Consider the following 18,483-nt stretch of genomic DNA (forward strand, 5'->3'; position numbering starts at 1 on the left):
CTGCTACCTCCTCAGTCCCAGTCCAGGCCGCCGCGCCGCCAGACGTAGGCGTAGGCGACGAAGACCGCGACGATGAACATGACCATCTCCACGAAGCCGAAGATCGGCAGGGCGTCGAAGGAGACCGCCCAGGGGTAGAGGAAGATGATCTCGATGTCGAAGACGATGAAGAGCATCGCCGTCAGGTAGAACTTGATCGGGAACCGGCCGCCGCCGACCGGCTGCGGGCTCGGCTCGATGCCACACTCGTACGCCTCGAGCTTGGCCTTGTTCAGACGCCGGGGGCCGGCGAATCGGGCGGCGGCCACGGAGAACAGCGCGAACCCCGCGGCGAGGGCGAACAGCCCGATGATGGGTGCATAAGGAGAGAGCGTCATCGTTGTCCCCTGCTCGTCCTTCCCTGACCTCGGTGGTTGGCCAAAATCACACTATTCACGTCCCTCACGACCTCGGTCGGCGGGGGTCGATCTCCGTCCGACCCGTGGGCGGTGGTCTGCTACACGGCCGGCGCCACCCTCGTCATGGCGTTGATGACCCGGTCCATCGCGTCCCCGCCGCGCGGGTCGGTCAGGTTCGCCAGCAGCTTCAGCACGAACCGCATGAGCATCGGGTGCGGCATGCCGTGCTTCGTGGCCATCCGCATCACCTCGGGTCGGCCGATCAGCTTCACGAAGATCCCGCCGAGCCGGTAGTAGCCGCCGAAACGGGCCTTCAGCTCCTGCGGATAGGCCATCAGCGCGCGCTCCCGCTCGGCGCCGGCCGGGCGGGCCAGCGCCTGCACCGCGACCTCCGCGGCCAGCTCGCCGGACTCCATCGCGTACGCGATGCCCTCGCCGTTGAACGGGTTGACCATGCCGCCGGAGTCGCCGACGAGCAGCACGCCGCGGCTGTAGTGCGGGACGCGGTTGAAGCCCATCGGCAGCGCGGCGCCGAGGATCGGCCCCTCCGCGTTGGCCTCGTCGGTCATCCCCCAGTCCTCCGGGGTGTTGGCCAACCAGTCGGTGAGCAGCCTGCGGTAGTTCGTCTTGCCGAAGGCCGAGGAGGAGTTGAGCACGCCGAGGCCGACGTTCACCCGGCCGTCGCCGAGCCCGAAGATCCAGCCGTAGCCGGGCAGCAACGCGTCGTTGCCCTTGGACCGCAGCTCCAGCCAGGACTCCAGGTAGTCGTCGTCGTGCTTGGCCGGCGAGCGGTAGTAGCGACGGACCGCGACCCCGATCGGCCGGTCCTCCCGCTTGGCCATGCCGAGGGCGAGCGGGAACCGGCCGGAGACGCCGTCGGCGGCGACCACCAGCGGCGCGTGGAAGGTGGCCGGCTCCTTGCCGGGACCGACCTCGGCCTGCACCCCGACCACCCGGTCCTCGGCGTCGAGCACCGGACCGAGGACGTTGACGCCGGTGCGCAGCTCGGCGCCGGCGGTCACGGCACGCCGGGCGAGCAGGTCGTCGAAGTCGAGCCGGGTGCGGACCAGGCCGTAGTTGGGGAAGCTGGCCAGGTCGGGCCAGTCCAGCTCCAGGCGGACCCCGCCACCGATCACTCGCAGGCCCCGGTTGTGCAGCCAGCCGGCCTCGGGTGAGGTGTCCACGCCCATCCGAATGAGCTGCCGCACGGCGCGGGGCGTGAGCCCGTCGCCGCAGACCTTCTCCCGGGGGAACTCCGTCTTCTCCAGCAACAGCACGCGTACGCCGTGCCGCGCCAGGTGGTATGCCGTGGCCGATCCTCCGGGACCGGCGCCCACGACGATGACGTCGGCGTCGTTCTCCACCGCGGTCATCCGCGCCTCCTCCCGCATGCTCGTGAAATGCTTCACAAGCCGATCGGGTTGGAGTCTATGACCGGCGTTACACTTGTATGCGACCAGGGGGGCCTAACTTCTCGGAAACCGGCCGGTAAGAGTGTGGAGATCGGTCACGGGCGAGCCGGCGCGGCCGGTCCGAGGCAGGCGTCGAGCCGGATCGTCTCGGGCAGGTGGTCGCGCAGCGCGCCACCGGCCGCGCGGTCCAGCGCCGCCAGCACCTCGGCGACCACCTGACGAACCTCGGTCGGATCCGCACCGGCCAGCTCCTTGAGCTGCGCGATCAGCTCGGCGGCGTCGTCGTCGGTGGCGGTGTGGTCGGATCCGGTCATGGCCGCGAGCCTACGGCGCGAACCACCCAGAAGTCCGACATTCACGAAATGGCCGGTGAGCCGGCCAGGCGATCAGTTCCGGACCGCACGGTGCAGCGCGACCACCCCGCCGGTCAGGTTGCGCCACGCCACCCGACCCCAGCCGGCGGCGCCGACCCGGGCGGCCAGCGCCGCCTGGTCCGGCCAGGCCCGGATCGACTCGGCGAGGTAGACGTAGGCGTCGGGGTTGCTCGACACCGCCCGGGCCACCACCGGCAACGACCGCATCAGGTACGACAGGTAGACCGTCCGGAACGCCGGGTTGACCGGGGTGCTGAACTCGCACACCACCAGCCGCCCGCCGGGCCGGGTGACCCGGGCCAGCTCGCGCAGGGCCGCGTCGGTGTCGTTCACGTTGCGCAGCGCGAAGGAGATGGTCACCGCGTCGAAGGTGGCGTCGGCGAACGGCAGCCGCAACGCGTCCCCGGCCAGCAGCGGCACCGCCGGGCGGGTGCGCTTGCCGGCGTGCAGCATGCCCAGTGACAGGTCGGCGCCGACCGCGTACGCGCCGGAGTGCGCCAACTCCTCGGTGGAGACGCCGGTGCCGGCGCCGACGTCCAGCACCCGCTCACCGGGATGCAGCCCGAGCGCCGCCCGGGTGGCCCGCCGCCAGGACCGGTCCTGCCCGAAGGCGAGCACGGTGTTGGTCAGGTCGTAGCGGGCCGCCACGCCGTCGAACATGGCGGCGACCTCGTGCGGCTGCTTCTCCAGGCTGGCGCGCCCGCCCTGCGGGGAACGACTGGTCACCCCTCCACTCTGCCAGCCCCGCCATCCCGGGCACGGCGCGGGGGCGAGGTGGTCGCCCACCTCGCCCCCGCCACGTCCGGTGCGACCGGATCAGTCCTCGGTGCGCTCCTCGGTCGGGGCGACCAGGACCACCTTGCGACGTCGGGACAGCATCAGCAGCGCCGCGCCGGCGGCGAGCACGACCGCGCCGATCCCGCCGATCAGGCCGACCTGCATGCCGGTCACCGGCAGGCCACCGTCGCCGGAGCCACCACCGCTGCCACCGCCCGCGGTCGGGGTCGGCGTCGGCACCGCCGTCGCGCTGCCGCTCGGGGTCGGCTCGGCCGTCGGCGTGGCCGTCGGGGTCGGGGTCGGGGTCGGCTCCGCGCTCGGGTCGACGAAGACGTCGAACTGCGCGGTGTTGTCGACCTCGTCGACCTCGGTGAACGTCCGCCGCTGCGCCGAGCTGGCGGCCCGCGGCGTCTCCTCGGGCGCGCCCGAGGCGGAGTCCAGGCCGGCGGCGAAGACGAAGCCGGGGCGGAGCAGCTTCTCGGTCACGTCCGCGCCGACCGTCACCCGCACACCTGCGGTGTAGTACTGGCCGGGCTTGAGCACCACGCCTCGGTCCTCGCAGTACGCCTGCGCGAAGCCGCCGAGGTCCTGCTCGACGCAGCCCTCGGGCAGCTCGGCGAAGGTCACGCCGGCCGGCAACGTGATCCCGTACGCGACGCCGGTGGCCTTCCTGCTGCCGTCGTTGAAGACGGCCCAGTCCAGCGGCGCGGTCTCGCCCGGCCGGACCGGACGGAGGTTCGCCTCACCGACCTCGTCGCCGTCGACCTGCACGTCGGCGTAGACGTCCTGCACCCAGGTGGTGAGGTCGTAGCCGGGCGCGGTGACGGTGACGTCGTGGTCGACGGTGTTGTTCTCCAGGTCGGGGTCGGCGGTGGCCGAGCTGATGGAGACCGTGAGCGTGCCGGCCGCGCCCTTGCCGCCGGTGGAGAAGAGCGGGATGCCGAAGTCCTCGGTGGTGCCGGCGGCCAGGTCGCCGAGCAGGCAGGAGAAGGCGGTGCCCGCCACCTCGCACCCGTCCGGCACGAGCACGCCGACCTTGCGGGGCTTGAGGCCCTTGGTCTCCACCGTGACCCGGACGTCCTTGGCGTCGACGGTGCCGGTGGTGTTGTCCACCTGGAACTTGAACGGCTTGGCCTTGGCCTCGTCGACGCCCTTGGCCAGCTGGTAGCTGAGCGGGATGAGCTGAAGGTCGGCCTCGCCGGCGGCGTGCGCCGGGCCGGTGACCGCGCCGAGTCCGGCGGTCGAGAGCAGGGCCACCACACCGGCGCGCGCCAGCGTGGATCGGTAACGGTTGGTCATGGTTCCCCCGGGGGTAGGGACGTGCCGATCAGGCACGGAACGAACGGACGGTACCGGAGCGGCGCGGCGTAGCGCCAGCGCTGCGCGGCTGGGATTCCCACCTTCCTCGACTAACAGCAGGGGCGGGATGGTCACCCATCCCGCCCCTGCCGCGGTGCGTTATGTGAACGGCCCTCATGGGCCGATGGAGGACAACCGTCAGACGGTCGACTTCTCGTCGCCCGGGGTCACCAGGACCACGCGGCGCCGACGGGCGGCCATGAACAGCGCGCCACCGGCGGCCAGCACGGCCACGCCGACGCCGCCGAGCAGGCCGGCCTGCGGACCGGTGACCGGCAGGCCACCGTCGTCGTCACCGTTGCCGCCGCCGGAACCACCCTGGGTGGCGGCGACCACGACAGCGTACGCGTCGGTGTTGTCGGTGGTGTCGACCTCGACGGGCGCGGCGGGCTCGGCGTTCGCCGGCAGGGCGCTGCGGCCGGCGACCCGGGCGGTCAGCGACTGGCTGCCCAGGGCCTCGACCGTGACCTTGCCGCCCGACAGGCTGCCGGCCTTGACGTCCTTGCCGACGGTGAGCAGGTGGAAGAAGCGGCCACCGGCGATCTGGTCGTCACCCGGCTTGTCCTGCGACTCCGGGATCAGGTCCAGGTTCTGGTAGGTGCAGACCCGGGAGGACTTGGCGGCGTCGTCCACGCAGCCCTCCTCGGCCTCGGCGAACGTCACGCCCTTGGGCAGCTTGACGGCGATCTTCAGGCCGGCAGCGGTGGCGTCGCCCTGGTTCCAGGTGCTGTAGATGAGCTGCGCGGTCTCGCCGGCGTGCAGGTCGCCGACCACCGCGATCTTGTCGCCCTCGACCTTGACGGCCTTGTCCACGTCGGACGCGACCACGGTCAGGTCCGGGCCGGTGCCCTCGACCTTGACCTTGACGGTCACCTCGTTGTTGGACTCGTCCGGGTCCGGGCCGTCGTGCAGGATGATCGCGCTGATCTCGCCGGCGTCGCCGACCCCGGCGCCCTTGCGCTTCAGCGGGAAGCCCCAGTCGACGTCCGCGCCGGCCTTCAGCACGTCGCCCTGGATGCCACAGAGGATGATGCCGTCCTCGCGCTTGTTGCAACCGGACTCGTCGATGTCCACCTTGGTGGTGTCCAGCTTGCTGATGTCCAGCCCGACGAGGATGCCCTTGGCGTCCACCTTGCTCTTGTTCAGCAGGGAGACGCTCGCGGTCTTGCCGGGCGCGCCCACGGCGATCGTGGTGCCGGTGGCCTCGATGGCGAGGTCGGCCGAGTTGGGCTCGGCCATCGCCGGCGCGGCGAAGAGGCCGGCGGCGAGGACCCCGGTGGCACCGGCGAGCACGCGACTACGGATAAGCATGGAAGTGGTTCCCCCCGTGGGGTGCAGGAAAGGGTACGGGCGGGGACATTAGCGGTCCGCGATCTCCCCCGCCATCCCACTCGACGGGCGTTCACCACCTGCACACCTAAGGACCGCTTAAAGGTGGTCCGAATTGATCGCTCTTGCTCCGCTGCGCCCCTCCCGGCGGCCGGACGACCGGCCCGCCGGAAGGACCCGTTAGCCCAGCGACCATCAGCCGTTCGACCGAATGCCGGTCGTCACGCGCCGTGCGGATCCACTCGCCGAGCGCTCAGTTCACCTCGACCAGCGGCAGCGACCGGCCCGCGCCGCCGCCCGGCAGGGCGATCGACGAGAAGTGCGAGACCACCCGGTCGTCGCTCGGGTCGTCGGCGGGGGTGTGGTGCACCGCGAGCCGGTGGTAGAGCGTGTCGCGCTGGGCCGGGATGCGGTCCGCCGAGCGGATCATGCCGATCAGCTCGTGCAGGTTGGACCGGTGCCGGGCGCCGGCGGAGGAGATGACGTTCTCCTCCAGCATGATCGAGCCGAGGTCGTCCACGCCCATGTGCAGGGCGAGCTGCCCGACGTCCTTCCCGGTGGTCAGCCAGGACGCCTGGAGGTGCGGCACCGTCTCGAAGAAGAGCCGGGCCACCGCGACCAGGCGCAGGTATTCCAGCGCGGTGGCCTGGGTGCGGCCCTTCAGGTGGTTGTTCTCCGGCTGGTAGGTCCACGGGATGAAGGCCCGGAAGCCGCCGGTGCGGTCCTGCACGTCCCGGATCATCCGCAGGTGCTCGATCCGCTCGGCGTTGGTCTCGCCGGTGCCCATCATCATGGTCGCGGTCGACTCCAGGCCCTGCCGGTGCGCCAACTCCATCACCTCGAGCCAGCGCGCGCCGGACTCCTTCAACGGCGCGATCGCCCGGCGCGGCCGGTCCGGCAGCATCTCGGCGCCGGCCCCGGCGATCGAGTCCAGGCCGGCGGCCTTGATCCGGGCGATGGCCTCGTCGAGGCTCACGCCCGACACCTTCGCCATGTGCAGGATCTCGCTCGGACCGATCGAGTGGATGGCGAGCTGCGGGTAGGCCCGCTTGACCGAGGAGAACAACTCCTCGTAGTAGTCCACGCCGTAGTCCGGGTGGTGCCCGCCCTGGAGCATCACCTGGGTGGCGCCCAGCTCGACCGCCTCGCCGCAGCGGCGCAGGATCTCTTCGGTCGGGTGGGTCCAGCCCTCGGCGTGCTTGGGGGCCCGGTAGAACGCGCAGAACTTGCACGCCGTCACGCAGACGTTCGTGTAGTTGATGTTGCGGTCGATCAGGTAGGTGACGACGTTGTCCGGGTAGCGGCGCCGCCGTACCGCGTCGGCCGCCTCGCCCAGCGCGTGGAAGGGCGCCTCGGTGTAGAGCAGCAGCGCCTCCTCGGGCGTGATCCGCCCGCCGTCCGCGCCACGCTGCAGGATGTCGTCGATCTCCCGGCTCACCGTCACGCCACCGAGCCTACGTCGCGGCCCCGACGGCCGACACGCCACTCCTCGGCCAGGTGACGAGGACCCCAGTCGCCGGGTCAGGCCATGCCCGGGCTCGCCACCGGCAACCCCACCGCCTTGGCCGCCTCCAGCGGTCGCCGGTCGTAGGTCAGGAAGGCCACGAACTCCGTGGTTGCTTGGCGGGCCAGGATCTCCGCGGTGGCGAGGTGGATCGCGTCGAGACTGCGCAGCATCGGCTCCGGGTAGGCACCCGCCGTCGCTCGGACCGCGGCGTCGATCTCGACCCGGTAGAGGCGGCCCAGTACCGACGGGACACCGACCAGCGCCTGCGGCGCGGCGCGGCGCAGCGCCCGCGGCACCTCCACCTCGACCAGGACCGACGAGACCAGGGCCGCGCCGGCACGGTCGTTCAGCCAGCCGAGCAGTTCCGGCGTCTCCTCCTCCCGCCGGAGCATCTTGATGACCGCCGCGGAGTCGAGATAGATCACCAGCGCTCCTCGTCGCGCGCCTCGACCAGGGCTGCCGCGACGTCCACGGTCGGATCGCCGAGCACCGGCGGCATGGGCACCGGTCCGGCCGTGGTCGGTGCCGTCGCCCGCCCTTCGGCCACCAGCCGGCCGAGCAGGGCGTCACCGGCCAGCACCGGCACCAGACGGGCGATCGGCTCGCCCCGGTCGGTCACCTCGACCGTCTCGCCCGCGCGCACCCTGGCCAACACCCGGCTGGTGTGCTGGTTCAGCTCCCGAACGGCGATCTGCTCCATGCGGCCAAGTGTAGAACGCCGCGTTCTACATGTCACGCGTCGTAGTCGACTGTCAGCTTGTCGGTGACCGGGCTGGACTGGCAGGTCAGGACGTAACCGGCGGCCAACTCGTCCGGCTCCAGGGCGTAGTTGCGCGCCATGGTCACCTCACCGTCGGTGACCCGGGCCCGGCAGGTGGAGCAGACCCCGCCCTTGCAGGCGTACGGCAGCTCGCCCCGCACCCGCAGCGCCGCGTCCAGCACCCGCTCGTCCCGGTCCATGGTGAAGCTCGACGACCGCCCGTCCAGCACCAGCGTCACCTCGGTGCCGGTTTCCACGCCGCTCCGTTCGACCGGGCGCCGGGCCGGCTCCGCCGCGGAGTCCACGTGGAACAGCTCGGTGTGCACCGCCTTGTCGGGCACCCCGCGCCCGGCCAGCACCGCCCTGGCGTCCTCCACCATCGGATACGGGCCGCAGAGGAACCATTCCTCGATCTCGTCGCCCGGCACCACGGTCTCCAGCAGCCGGGTCAGCCGGTCGGCGTCGATCCGGCCGGAGAGCAGCGGCGACTCGCCCATCTCACGGGAGAGCACGTGCACCAGGTGCAGCCGGCTCGGATAGCGGTCCTTCAGGTCGGCCAGCTCCTCGGCGAACATCACCGTGTTCGCCGTCCGGTTGCCGTACACCACGGTGAACGTGCTCTCCGGCTCGACGGCCAGCGCGGTCGCGGCCAGCCCGAGCACCGGCGTGATGCCGGAGCCGGCGACCACCGCGCCGTACCGGCGGGCCCGGTCCGGGGCGAACGCGGAGGTGAAGTGCCCGAGCGGCGGCAGCACCTCGACGGTGTCGCCCCCGCGCAGCGCCCCGCAGGCGTACGCGGAGAAGGCCCCGCCGGGAACCTCGCGCACCCCGATCCGCAACCGGCCGTGCCGGGCCAGCTCGTCCGGGGTGGAGCTGATCGAGTACGACCGCCGGGCCTCCTCGGCCTCCGGGTCGTCCGCGACCGCCGGCCGGCGGACCGTGAGATGCTGCCCGGCCCGGAACGCGAACGTCTCCCGCAACTCCTCGGGCACCGCGAAGGTGATCGACACGGAGTCGTCGGTGAGCCGGTCCACCGCGGCGACGGGCAGCGGGTGGAAGACCGGCCGGCGGCGCACTTGCCGGGTGATCGTGACAGTCACAGCGCCTTCAGGTGGTCGAAGGGTTCGGCGCAGGAGCGGCAGCGCCACAACGCCTTGCAGGCGGTGGAGCCGAACCGGCTGACCTGCGTGGTTTCCGGGGATCCGCAGCGCGGGCAGCGGACCGCCAGGGTCAGCGGCACCACCGTGTCGTCCCCGCGCGGGGCGGGCGGGGCGATGCCGGCGGCGGCCAGCTTGGCCCGCCCGGTGTCGGAGATCCAGTCGGTGCTCCAGGCCGGGTGGTAGACCGTGCGGACCTCGGACTCCGGATGCCCGGCAGCGGCGAGCGCCCGGCGGATGTCCGCGCGGATCACGTCCATGGCCGGGCAGCCGGTGTAGGTGGGGGTGATGGTCACGACGACCCGCCCGGTGCCCGGCTCCCGCTCGACCGCGCGCAGGATGCCCAGCTCGTCGATGGTGATGACCCGGATCTCCGGGTCCACCACCGCCGCCACCGCCGCCCTGGCGTCGGTCACCGTGGTCACCATGTCGCCCCGGGGTGGGCGCGGTGCAGCACCTGCATCTCGGCCAGCAGATAGGACAGGTGCTCGGTGTGCACGCCGTCCCGGCCGCCGCCGGGCGCCCAGCCCGTCTCCGGGCGGGTCAGCGTCGCCTCGTCCAGCACCGCGCTCACGGTGGCGTCGAAGTCGGCCCGCAGGGTGGCCGGGTCGACCGGCGCCGCCGGATCCGCGACGAACAGCTCGTGGACGTACGGCCACACCTGGTCGACCGCGTCCTGGGCCCGGCGGTGCGACTCGTCGGTGCCGTCGCCGAGGCGCCTCACCCAGAGCGAGGCGTGGTCCAGGTGGTACGCCGACTCCTTGCGCGCCTTCGCGCCAATGGCGGCCAGCCGCTCGTCGGCGCAGCCCGCCAGGGCGGTGTAGAGCGGCAGTTGCCAGGCGGCCAGGAAGAAGAGCTTCGCCATGGTCACCGCGAAGTCGCCGTTGGGCAGCTCGACCAGCAGGCAGTTGCGGAACTCGCGGTCGTCGCGCAGGTAGGCCAGCGCGTCCTCGTCCCGGCCCGCGCCCTCCAGCTCACCGGCGTACGTGAGCAGGAGCCGGGCCGCGCCGAGCTGGTCGAGGGCGATGTTGGCGAGCGCGATGTCCTCCTCCATCTCCGGCGCGCGGGTGGTCCACTCGCCGAGCCGCTGCGCCACGACCAGCGCGTCGTCGCCGAGGCCGAGCGTGAAGTCGAAGACCGTGGTCACAGGTGGGCCACCCCGTCCGGCACCTCGTAGAACGTCGGGTGGCGGTAGACCTTGTCGGCCGCCGGGTCGAAGAAGGCGTCCTTCTCGTCGGGGCTGGACGCGGTGATCGCGCTCGCCGGCACCACCCAGATGGAGACGCCCTCCTGGCGGCGGGTGTAGAGGTCGCGGGCGTTCCGCAGCGCCAGCTCGGCGTCGGGGGCGTGCAGGCTGCCCACGTGGGTGTGCGACAGGCCGCGCCGGGCCCGGACGAAGACCTCCCACAGGGGCGAGGACTGACCAGTCATGCCGGGCCGACCGGGCATGCCCTCACGGCCCTCGCTCCGCTCGGTGCGTTCGCTCATGCCGGGCCGACCGGGCATGCCCTCACGGCCCTCGCTCCGCTCGGTGCGTTCGCTCATGCCGGGCCGACCGGGCATGCCCTCACGGCCCTCGCTCCGCTCGGTGCGTTCGCTCATGCGGCCACCGCTTCCTTCCGCTCCGACCGCTTGGCGGCATAGGCCGCGGCGGCCTCCCGTACCCACGCGCCGTCGGTGTGGGCCCGCTGCCGGTGCGCCATCCGCTCCCGGTTGCACGGCCCGTTGCCCTTGATCACTCGCATCAGCTCGGCGTAGTCGGGCTGGGTGTAGTCGTACCCCTGGCGTTCGTCGTTCCAGCGCAGGTCCGGGTCGGGGATGGTCAGGCGGAGCACCTCCGCCTGGCCGACGCACATGTCGACGAAACGCTGGCGCAGCTCGTCGTTGGAGAACCGCTTGATCTTCCAGGCCATGGACTGGGCGCTGTGCGTGGAGTCGCCGTCCGGCGGGCCGAACATGGCCAGCGACGGATACCACCAGCGGTCGACCGCGTCCTGGGCCATCGCCTTCTGGGCCTCGGTGCCGTGGGCCAGCGTGTGCAGGATCTCGTAGCCCTGGCGCTGGTGGAACGACTCCTCCTTGCAGACCCGGATCATGGCCCGGGCGTACGGGCCGTAGGAGCAGCGGCACAGCGGCACCTGGTTGACGATCGCCGCGCCGTCCACCAGCCAGCCGATCGCGCCGACGTCGGCCCAGGTCAGCGTCGGGTAATTGAAGATCGAACTGTACTTCTGCCGGCCGTCGAGCAGCAGGTCCACCAGCTCGTCCCGGCTGATGCCGAGCGTCTCGGCCGCCGCGTAGAGATAGAGCCCGTGGCCGGCCTCGTCCTGCACCTTGGCCAGCAGGATGGCCTTGCGCTTGAGCGACGGCGCCCGGCTGATCCAATTCCCCTCCGGCTGCATGCCGATGATCTCGGAGTGCGCGTGCTGGGCGATCTGCCGGATCAGCGTCCTGCGGTACGCCTCGGGCATCCAGTCCCGGGGTTCGATCTTCTGGTCGGCGTCGATCACGTCGGTGAAGTAGGCCTCGACGTCCTCGTCCGGCGCGGGGGCGCCGCGACGGGCCCGCGCCGCCGCCTCGCGCAGCGCCGCCTCCGCGGCTTCCACCTCGCCGAGCAGGCCGCCGTCCGAGGCGTCCTCGGGTGGGGCGAAGTCATTGCCATACATGAAGCCAGTGTTACAGCTCGCGCCGAATGACACCAGAGGGTGTCACAGGATTCCGGCAGCACCTTCGGTGACCGGATCAGCGCTCGCCGTGGTCACCGCTGACCTGGGCAAATGGCTGTGACATCGACCACTTGGCAAAGATGAAACCCCCCAAGGGCGGCATAGCGTCTCAATGTCCCGCCCACCTGGCGAGTCGCCGGGTGTCGGGATCTGGCGGTTGGCCGGTCCGGAAGTAGACTTCCCCCGGCACACCGATCGGCTGCCGTTGATCGCCACCGCTCAGGCCACCGTCCCCCGGCCTTGTGACGATCGGGCCGAAGACATGCGCAAGCGCCGGTCCCCCCGGCCAGACATCTGGAGTTCACCCACTCATGCGACCTCGCGTGACCATGGTGCTCGCCGTCGTGGCGGTCCTCGTCGGCGGCGGCATGCTGGTGCCCGCCGCGTACGCGAAGCTCTCCGGCGGAGACGGCCTGAGCAGCCTCGGCGGCGTCGGTGCCGGCGCCGAGCAGGTGCCGGCGCCCACCCCCACCGCGCCGCCACCCCCGACGCTGGCCGACGCCCCGGTCTCGGTGAACTTCAAGGGCCAGTTCTTCTCCTGGGCGCTGATGGACCGGAAGACCGGCGCCGTCACCGGCGCGAAGAACATGAGCCAGACCAGCTCGACCGAGTCGATGCTCAAGACCTGGATCGTCTCCGACTACCTGCGCCAGCTCGGCGACAAGGAGCCGACCGCCGACCTGAAGAAGGCGGCGAGCGTCGCCATCCGGGACAGCGACGACGACGGGGCGAACCGGGTCTACCGGGCGGCCGGCGGGTCCTACAAGCCGCAGCCCGGCAACAAGCTGAACCCCGTGCTCCAGCGGGCCGTCAAGATCTGCGGCCTGACCGACACGAAGGCGGGCACGGTGCCCGCGTACCTGGGTTGGTGGAGCTTCACCCAGATGTCCCCCCGGGACGCGGTCCGGCTCGGCGACTGCATCGCCGACGGCAGGGCCGCCGGGCCGAAGTGGACGAAGTGGGTCCTCGACGAGATGGCCCACGTCCGGGGCAGCGTCAAGAGTCAGCAGGCGAAGTCCGGCGGCGGCAAGTGGGGCATCGTCGACGGCCTGCCCGCCTCGATCAAGTCCCAGGGCCCGGTGAGCATCAAGAACGGCTGGACCCAGCTCGTGTACGACGGCAACTGGCACGTCAACTGCCTCGCCGTCACCGACAAGTGGAGCCTCGCGGTGATGATGCGCTACCCCGGCGGCGCCGGCCTGTCCTACGGGTCGAAGGTGTGCGCGAGCGTCGCCACGCAGCTCGTCACCCCGCAGCCCGGGGCCGCCCTCAAGGTGCCGCAGCAGCCGGTCGGGAAGCTCTGATGGCCGGCGCCCGGCGCCGGCCCGGGAGTCATCACCGCCCGTTGGCGTTCACCGCGGTCGCCGTGGCCCTGGTCGGCCTGCTGGTCCTCACGCTGCGGCTGGTCCCCGGGTCGCCGCTGGAGCAGACCGCCGGGTCGCACCCCGACCCGGCCGGTGAACGCTCCACGGCCAAGCCAACCGACCGCGACAGCCGGCCCGCGCCGGCGCCGGCGCGGTCACTGGAGCCGCTGCCGTTCCAGGCCCAGGATCTCGACGACCTCGACATCGAGGGCTGGTACGCCTGGTCCGTGCTGGACAAGCGCACCGGGAAGATCATCGGCTCGAAGAACATGGGCGAGACCAGCACCACCGCATCCCTGATCAAGTCCTGGGTGGTCGCCGACTACCTGCGGCGCAGCGCCGAGGACGGCAGGACCCCGAGCGACGCGAAACTCGCCGACGCCACCCGGATCATCCGCGACAGCGACAACACCCGCGCCCAGGAGTTCTACGAGAGCGTGGGCAGCGCGGCCTCGATCAAGCGGCTGATCTCGATCTGCAAGCTGACCGACAGCAAGGTCGCCGCCGACGGCGGCTGGAGCCGTACGCTGCTGTCCCCCCGCGACACCGCGCGGCTCGGCCTCTGCATCGACGACGGGCGGGCGGCCGGGCCGAAGTGGACGAAGTGGCTGCTCAACGAGATGCGGCTGGTGCGCGGCGACGGCGACTTCGGCATCCGCAAGGCCTTCCCGGCCGCCGAGCAGAAGAAGATCGCCATCAAGAACGGCTGGATCGACCGGCAGAAGGAGAAGGAATACCACGTCAACTGCCTGGCGATCGGCGACACCTGGACGATGGGCGTGATGGTCAAGAGCCCGTTCAGCGTCGGCGGCTGGGACTACGGGATGAAGGCCTGCGAGCAGATCACCGAGGCGCTGCTGCGCCCGGCGAACTGAGCCGCGGCCCGCGCTCAGCCCCGGAAGAACTCCGGTCCGCCCGGCGGCAACGCCGGCACCTCCCCGTACGCGGCCGCCCGGCGGGCGAACTCGCGCAGCCCGGCCACCTGCCGCTCGCCGAGCGAGAAGTCGAGCGTGCGGAAGTAGGTGGCGAGCGTCTCGGCGTCGAACGGCTCCCAGCGGGCCGCCGCCTCGGCCACCTGGTCCAGCTCGGCCAGGCACAGGTCACGCGAGCGTAGGAACGCCTCGTGCACCTCCTTGACCAGGCCCGGGTGGGCGGTGGCGAAGTCGCGGCGGACCGCCCAGACGGCGAACACCATCGGCAGCCCGGTCCACTCGTGCCAGGCCTGCCCGAGGTCGGTCACCGCGAGGCCCTTGCCGGGCGCCTCGTAGAGCGCGCGCAGCGCCACGTCACCGATCAGCACCCCGGCCTCGGCCTCGAGCAGCATCTGGGTCAGGTCCGGCGGGCAGCGGAAGTATTCCGGACGCACCCCGTAGCGCTCGGCGAGCAGCACCTGGGCCAGCAGCACCCCGGTGCGTGAGGTGGAGCCCAACGCCACCCGGGCGCCGTCCAGCCCGGCCAGCGGCCGGGTGGAGACCATGTTGACCGAGAGCACCGGCCCGTCGCTGCCGACCGCCAGGTCGGGCAGGAGGAGCAGCTCGTCGGCGTGCTTCAGGAACTCCACGAGCGTGATCGGGCCGATGTCGAGGTCACCGCGGACCAGGTCGGCACTCAGCTTGTCCGGCGAGTCCTTGTGCAGGTCGACGTCGAGCAGCGCGCCGGACCGCATCAGCCCCCAGTAGATGGGCAGGCAGTTGAGGAACTGGATGTGCCCCACCCGGGGGCGGGCGATGCGGTCGGCCATGAACCGACCGTATCCCCGCAGGTGGCTCCCCGCTCCGCGGGGAGCCACCGGAGTGGCCCATCCCGCACCGGGTGGAAGGAGGGGCCCCTGGTTAACGCCTGCGGTAGAGGAAGGGGCCCCGCTTAACCGGCCACGCCCACCGGGGGCGGCGCGGTGGCGGGGACGGCGGCGCGCTCGGCGCGTACCGCGCGGCGGACCGGCCAGGCCAGTGCCGCCACGACCAGCAGCCCGACCACCCCGCAGCCGGCGACCAGCGGCCGAGGTTCGGCCACCTCCAGCAGCAGGCCGCCGACCAGGTAGCCGGCCATCCCGCCGCCCTGCACGGCCGCGCCGAACACCGCGAACGCCCGGCCCCGGGCCGCGTCGGGAACCCGGCGGGCCAGCAGCAGGTTGTCGAAGACGTTGTTGCCGCCGTTGGCCACGCCTCCGAGCAGCCAGATCGGCACGAGGATCCACGCCGCCGGCACCGCCGCCGAGACGAGCACCGCCAGGCAGCAGCCGCCGAGCAGCACCAGCCCGGCGCCGAGCAGCGCGCCGTCGTCCGCGAGTCGGCGGGCGACCCGGGCGAACAGCCACGCGCCGAGCACGATGCCGAGCGTCCAGGAGCCGGTGACCAGTCCGTACACGGTGGTGGAGCTGTCCAGCGTCGCGCGGATGAAGAAGACCTCGATCACGTTGATCGCCCCGACCGCGCCGACCACCGCGGCCACGCTGCCGACCATGACCAGCAGCAGCGGGTCGCGCCGCAGTCGCCAGAGTGGGGCGGCGGCCGCGGCGACGCCGGCCGCCGCCGGCACGCGGCCACCCCGTCGGGTACGGATGAGCAGCGCGGCCACGACCAGCGCGAGGTAGCTGACCGCGGCGACGAGCAGCGGCACCCGGGTGCCGTACTGCCCGACGAGCAGCCCGGCCAGCGCGGGCCCGGCCAGCGCGCCAAGCGTGCCGGCGGTCTGGTTGAGCGCGCCGGCCCGGGGCAGGTCCTCGGCCCGGACCATCACCGGCACCAGCGCGGCGAGCACCGGCTGGGTGATCGCCAGCCCGATCGCCAACAGCGCCACCAGCGCCATGACCAGGACCGGGTCCGTCGCGTACGCCAGCGCCACGCAGATCGCGGCCTGCCCCAGGCCGGTGGCGACCAGCAGCACCCTGCTGTCCACCCGGTCGGCCAGCCGGCCGGTCAGCGGGGCGAGCGCGACCAGCGGCAGTGTCGCGGCGAGCAGCAGCCCGGAGACGGCGAGGCCGCCCGCGCCGGCGGACTGGAGCGCCAGCGTCAGTGCGGTGGCGGCCAGGAAGTCACCGCAGCTCGACAGACCCCGGGCGGTGGTGGCGAGCCAGACGTCCGGCCAGCGCGACGCACCAGATGTGAAGGACATATTTCGAAAATAATCCTTCACACCTGGTGCGCGCAACCCACGTCAGTCAATGGGCATCGCCCGGTACTGCACCGCCACCTTGCGCGCCCCCGCCGGCGGATCGGTCCGCACCCGCTGCCGGTACGGCGACGTCAACGCCCGGACCGCCTCGTTCAGCTCGGCCAACTCCTCGGCCGTCAACAGCAGCACGCTGTCGCTGAACCAGGTCGACTCGTACCACTCCCGGGGCTCGTCCGGGGCCCGACGCATCCAGTCCCGGACCCGCTGCGCGTCCCGCACCAGATGCGCCTCCACCAGGGCCGCCTCCGCGGCGTGCGTCTCCGGATCGGCGTCCGGCCCCGCCTCGACGGAGTACGACGCGTTCACCGCCTGCCACACCCGCTCCCGCGCGTCACCCCGCCCGGCCGCCTCCCGCACCAGACCGAACTTCGCCAACTCCCGCAGGTGGTAGCTGGTGGCGCTCGGCGAGAGGCCGGCGATCTCGGCGCACTCGGTGGCGGTCGCGCCCCCCTCCCCGGCGCCAAGATGTTCCATGATCGCCATGCGGGCGGGATGGGCGAGCGCCCGCATCACCTGCGGGTCGCTGATCGTCACCCGGTGCCTCTCGGAACGCTCCTCGGTCATGCCTCCATGATTGCCGCCCGGACCTCCCCGGCGGGACGGGCCCCACCGGCGGGCGAGGTCGCGGCGACGGCCGAACGGGTTGTCGACGGGGGCGAAGCTCCGTGCCGACCGCCACGTTCGGCGGGACCGACCACCCGTTCGGCCGCGCCAACGGCACGCGCCGGTTCACGGGGCATCGTGATGCGCGGGCCGAGCCCAGAATCTGCGCGACTGCATCCATGGGGGAGGAACCTGTGGGGCGTTTCCGGATGGCACTTGTCGCGGCGATCGCGGCGATGGTCGGCGCGACCGGGCTCTCGGCGCCGGCCTCGGCCGCCGATCCACCCGTCGTCAACTGGGCCAACAGCATCGACAACGACCTGGGCCGCCTGCGGGTCTCGGTGACGTCCGACAGTGGCGTCGCCTCGATCCGCGCCCGCATCGTGTCCTACGCGACGCAGCAGGAGGTCGCGAACACCGACGGCTTCGAGATCGAGTCGAACGACGGGGCCACCAGCACCTGGTTCACCACCGACCGGTTCCAGCTGGCCCAACTGGGCGGCTACCGGGTCGACATCGAGGTCACCGACAACGACGGCCAGCGCGCGTCGCGGCCCGATGCCGGCAGTCTGGCCTACTTCGTGGCCACGTCGTTCGACCGCGTCGTCGCCAAGCCGGCGACCCTGACCTACGCCCGGCGCGAGGTCACGCTCAGCGGGCGCCTGCTCGGCCGCTGGCCCGGCGACGGCCACATCGAGCCGCTGGCCGGCTTCCCGGTCAACCTCTCGTCGTATCCCGGCGACTTCGGCGCGGCCACCACGCTTGCCGACGGCACGTTCTCGGGGCCGCTGCACCTCGACGCCGCCGGGTCCGTCTACGCCTACTACTCCTACGACAACGACCACCTCGGCTACCTGAGCGGCAACTCCGCCGAGCTGCCGGTCGGCATCTCCCCGGCCTCCGCCCGGGCCACCGTCACGGCGAGCCGGGCCAAGATCAAGGCCGGCGAGACGGTCACCCTGACCGGCCAGCTCACCTGGCGTGCGCCGGACGGCTGGCGGCCCTTCGCCAACAAGCAGTTCGGCGTGCTGTTCTGCTACGACGAGTCGACGTGCCCCTGGTCGGACTACCCGACGACCGACGCCGAAGGCCGCTACCAGATCGAGGTCGCGCCCTACCAGACCGGCTTCTACCGGGTCAGTGTGAGTTCGGAGGATCCGTTCATCGCCTCGCCGAGCGCGCAGACCGGAACCATCACGGTGCTCCAGCCGGTCTCGTTCTCGTCGTTCTCCGCCGCCCGCACCGCCGACGGCACCGGCGTCTCGGTCAGCGGGCGTATGGAGTTCAGCCCGTTCTCGCCCCAGACGGCGATGGTCGACATCCAGTACTCGCCCGACGGCAAGGCACCCTGGACGACGGTCCGCGTGGTCGAGACGGACTGGAGCTACGAGTTCGACGCCACCATCCCGTCGACGCAGTCCGGATTCTGGCGGGCGCGCTTCGCCAGCCAGCCCGACTTCTACCAGACCGCGGTGAGCACCAAGGTCAAGGTGATCTGACCAGCTTGTCAGCCGGGTACCGGGAGCGTCGTCACAGGCTCCCG

Annotated in this window: 20 protein-coding genes; 3 read left to right on the forward strand and 17 right to left on the reverse strand. The window is 72.0% G+C overall.

The annotated features are described in order from the left end of the window. Window positions 1–11: 11 nt before the first annotated feature. The 14 genes from O7618_RS23460 to paaA form a co-directional block, all read right to left on the reverse strand. A complete protein-coding gene (locus O7618_RS23460; protein WP_089154551.1) occupies window positions 12–377 on the reverse strand; it encodes an NADH-quinone oxidoreductase subunit A in 366 nt (121 codons plus the stop codon). Between the two features lie 119 nt (window positions 378–496). After that, on the reverse strand, window positions 497–1,771 hold the full coding sequence (locus tag O7618_RS23465) for a geranylgeranyl reductase family protein (protein WP_278108275.1): 1,275 nt from the start codon (window positions 1,769–1,771) through the stop codon (window positions 497–499). 134 nt (window positions 1,772–1,905) lie between these two features. Continuing rightward, a complete protein-coding gene (locus tag O7618_RS23470) occupies window positions 1,906–2,124 on the reverse strand; it encodes a hypothetical protein (protein WP_278108276.1) in 219 nt (72 codons plus the stop codon). 72 nt (window positions 2,125–2,196) lie between these two features. Next, entirely contained in the window at window positions 2,197–2,910 is a 714-nt protein-coding gene (locus O7618_RS23475) for a demethylmenaquinone methyltransferase (protein ID WP_278108277.1), read from the reverse strand. 90 nt (window positions 2,911–3,000) lie between these two features. Next, window positions 3,001–4,260: a cell wall anchor protein gene (locus O7618_RS23480; protein ID WP_278108279.1), complete on the reverse strand. Its 1,260-nt coding sequence runs from the start codon at window positions 4,258–4,260 to the stop codon at window positions 3,001–3,003. Window positions 4,261–4,458: 198 nt separating this feature from the next. Then, window positions 4,459–5,631, reverse strand: a complete 1,173-nt coding sequence (locus tag O7618_RS23485) for a hypothetical protein (protein ID WP_278108280.1) — start codon at window positions 5,629–5,631, stop codon at window positions 4,459–4,461. Window positions 5,632–5,902: 271 nt separating this feature from the next. Continuing rightward, window positions 5,903–7,093, reverse strand: a complete 1,191-nt coding sequence (gene mqnC, locus O7618_RS23490) for a cyclic dehypoxanthinyl futalosine synthase (RefSeq protein WP_278108281.1) — start codon at window positions 7,091–7,093, stop codon at window positions 5,903–5,905. A 77-nt stretch (window positions 7,094–7,170) separates the two neighbouring features. After that, on the reverse strand, window positions 7,171–7,581 hold the full coding sequence (locus O7618_RS23495; protein WP_278108282.1) for a PIN domain-containing protein: 411 nt from the start codon (window positions 7,579–7,581) through the stop codon (window positions 7,171–7,173). Then, on the reverse strand, window positions 7,578–7,856 hold the full coding sequence (locus O7618_RS23500) for a type II toxin-antitoxin system prevent-host-death family antitoxin (RefSeq protein WP_278108283.1): 279 nt from the start codon (window positions 7,854–7,856) through the stop codon (window positions 7,578–7,580). The genes O7618_RS23495 and O7618_RS23500 overlap by 4 nt, the downstream gene beginning before the upstream one ends. A 32-nt stretch (window positions 7,857–7,888) precedes the next feature. Then, on the reverse strand, window positions 7,889–9,016 hold the full coding sequence (paaE, locus tag O7618_RS23505) for a 1,2-phenylacetyl-CoA epoxidase subunit PaaE (protein ID WP_278108284.1): 1,128 nt from the start codon (window positions 9,014–9,016) through the stop codon (window positions 7,889–7,891). Beyond that, complete coding sequence (gene paaD / locus O7618_RS23510) at window positions 9,013–9,489, reverse strand: 1,2-phenylacetyl-CoA epoxidase subunit PaaD (RefSeq protein WP_278108285.1); 477 nt, start codon at window positions 9,487–9,489, stop codon at window positions 9,013–9,015. The genes paaE and paaD overlap by 4 nt, the downstream gene beginning before the upstream one ends. A 5-nt stretch (window positions 9,490–9,494) precedes the next feature. Continuing rightward, window positions 9,495–10,220, reverse strand: coding sequence for a 1,2-phenylacetyl-CoA epoxidase subunit PaaC (paaC, locus tag O7618_RS23515; protein WP_278108286.1), 726 nt, complete (start codon window positions 10,218–10,220; stop codon window positions 9,495–9,497). After that, a complete protein-coding gene (gene paaB / locus O7618_RS23520) occupies window positions 10,217–10,504 on the reverse strand; it encodes a 1,2-phenylacetyl-CoA epoxidase subunit PaaB (protein WP_278110125.1) in 288 nt (95 codons plus the stop codon). Before paaB ends, paaC begins: the two co-directional genes overlap by 4 nt. A 167-nt stretch (window positions 10,505–10,671) precedes the next feature. Further along, window positions 10,672–11,739, reverse strand: coding sequence for a 1,2-phenylacetyl-CoA epoxidase subunit PaaA (gene paaA / locus O7618_RS23525; protein ID WP_278108287.1), 1,068 nt, complete (start codon window positions 11,737–11,739; stop codon window positions 10,672–10,674). A gap of 371 nt (window positions 11,740–12,110) precedes the next feature. Here paaA and O7618_RS23530 point away from each other — a divergent pair, with 371 nt between their 5' ends. Together O7618_RS23530 and O7618_RS23535 are read left to right on the forward strand one after the other, a co-directional pair. Beyond that, the gene (locus O7618_RS23530) at window positions 12,111–13,103 is read left to right on the forward strand and encodes a hypothetical protein (RefSeq protein WP_278108288.1); all 993 of its coding nucleotides are present in this window, start codon (window positions 12,111–12,113) and stop codon (window positions 13,101–13,103) included. Then, on the forward strand, window positions 13,103–14,038 hold the full coding sequence (locus O7618_RS23535) for a hypothetical protein (protein ID WP_278108289.1): 936 nt from the start codon (window positions 13,103–13,105) through the stop codon (window positions 14,036–14,038). Before O7618_RS23530 ends, O7618_RS23535 begins: the two co-directional genes overlap by 1 nt. Before the next feature lie 14 nt (window positions 14,039–14,052). Here the strand turns inward: O7618_RS23535 and O7618_RS23540 are convergent, their stop codons facing one another. From O7618_RS23540 to O7618_RS23550, 3 genes are all read right to left on the reverse strand, one after another. Then, on the reverse strand, window positions 14,053–14,904 hold the full coding sequence (locus O7618_RS23540; RefSeq protein WP_278108290.1) for a menaquinone biosynthesis protein: 852 nt from the start codon (window positions 14,902–14,904) through the stop codon (window positions 14,053–14,055). 122 nt (window positions 14,905–15,026) lie between these two features. Beyond that, window positions 15,027–16,277, reverse strand: coding sequence for an MFS transporter (locus O7618_RS23545; protein WP_278108291.1), 1,251 nt, complete (start codon window positions 16,275–16,277; stop codon window positions 15,027–15,029). A 42-nt stretch (window positions 16,278–16,319) separates the two neighbouring features. Next, window positions 16,320–16,901, reverse strand: a complete 582-nt coding sequence (locus tag O7618_RS23550; RefSeq protein ID WP_278108292.1) for a helix-turn-helix domain-containing protein — start codon at window positions 16,899–16,901, stop codon at window positions 16,320–16,322. Between the two features lie 248 nt (window positions 16,902–17,149). Between O7618_RS23550 and O7618_RS23555 the strand changes: the two genes are divergently transcribed. Then, window positions 17,150–18,439 (forward strand): hypothetical protein, encoded by a 1,290-nt coding sequence (locus O7618_RS23555; protein ID WP_278108293.1) that lies wholly within the window; start codon window positions 17,150–17,152, stop codon window positions 18,437–18,439. Window positions 18,440–18,483 lie beyond the last annotated feature (44 nt).

It is taken from the genome of Micromonospora sp. WMMD980, from assembly GCF_029626035.1.
Lineage (GTDB): Bacteria > Actinomycetota > Actinomycetes > Mycobacteriales > Micromonosporaceae > Micromonospora.